This window comes from Anaerostipes sp. CAG:276, assembly GCF_000432215.1.
In the GTDB taxonomy this organism is placed as follows: Bacteria; Bacillota; Clostridia; order Lachnospirales; family Lachnospiraceae; genus Anaerostipes; species Anaerostipes caccae.
Map to the genome: position 1 here is coordinate 1 of NZ_FR889187.1, position 958 is coordinate 958.

Sequence of the window (958 nt, forward strand, 5' to 3'; positions counted from 1 at the left end):
TCTACACGATTGGAGTGAGGCATTCTAAAAGCTGAACGGAAATCGTATAGAAAATGTCATACTATATCTGAATGAAATCTTACAAATATGCAGACGATAAAATGAAGCTATTTTATGAAAATACAGAAAGCGTACAGCAATATGCCTGATCATCTTTTAACAGAAACTGTGATGCTCTGCATTCACCTCCTGGAACTTTTCGGGATCTTTGTCATCGTCTTTGGCTGTATCAAAGCTTTTCTCCAGTATCTCCGGGCAGGATTTACCACGGAGGGAAGGGAGATCAAACTGGAATTGGCCAAAATTCTGGCTTTTGCCCTGGAGTTTAAGCTGGGAGGTGAAATACTCAGGACCGTCATCACGAAAAACATGAACGAACTTTATATGCTTGGAGCTGTCATCCTTTTGAGATCTTTTCTGACTCTGGTGATCCACTATGAAATCAAATTCGAGTCAGATTAATAGCTCTCCATCAGTCTGCCGAGCCGGCGGATGCCCTCCCGGATCACCTCCGGCTCTGAATTCGTATAATTTAAGCGGAATGTAGGCACCGGCTTCTGATCATCCACATAAAATGGATTGCCCGGCACAAAAGCAACCTTCTCTTTCATCGCACGGTCTAACAATTCGAGGGATGACTCGCCTTCCGGAAGAGATCCCCATACAAACATGCCTCCCTTCGGCATGGTGTAGGTAACAGTGTCCGGAAAGAAATCTTTCATCGCCTGAAGCATGGCATCGCTCTGCTCTTTATAAAGGGTTTTGATTTTGCCGATGTGTTCATTTAATTCATGGTTCATGAGATAATCGTACACTGCATACTGAGCAAAAATATTGCTGTGCAGATCAGCTGCCTGCTTTGCGGTCACAAGATGCTGCATCAGTTCTCTGTCTTTCGTGCAGATCCATCCAAGTCTCATTCCCGGTGTGATAATCTTTGAGATCGTCCCGAAGAGCA

General features: G+C 44.3%; 2 protein-coding genes. One reads left to right on the forward strand and one right to left on the reverse strand.

Annotation, left to right across the window (positions count from 1 at the left end; all coding sequences use genetic code 11):
* Positions 1 to 114: 114 nt before the first annotated feature.
* Complete coding sequence (locus QVP35_RS07550) at positions 115 to 462, forward strand: DUF1622 domain-containing protein (RefSeq protein WP_009289399.1); 348 nt, start codon at positions 115 to 117, stop codon at positions 460 to 462.
* Here the strand turns inward: QVP35_RS07550 and QVP35_RS07555 are convergent.
* Positions 459 to 958, reverse strand: a 500-nt coding sequence (locus QVP35_RS07555; RefSeq protein ID WP_288187802.1) for an aminotransferase class I/II-fold pyridoxal phosphate-dependent enzyme, incomplete at its 5' end; no start/stop codon positions are given. The genes QVP35_RS07550 and QVP35_RS07555 overlap by 4 nt on opposite strands.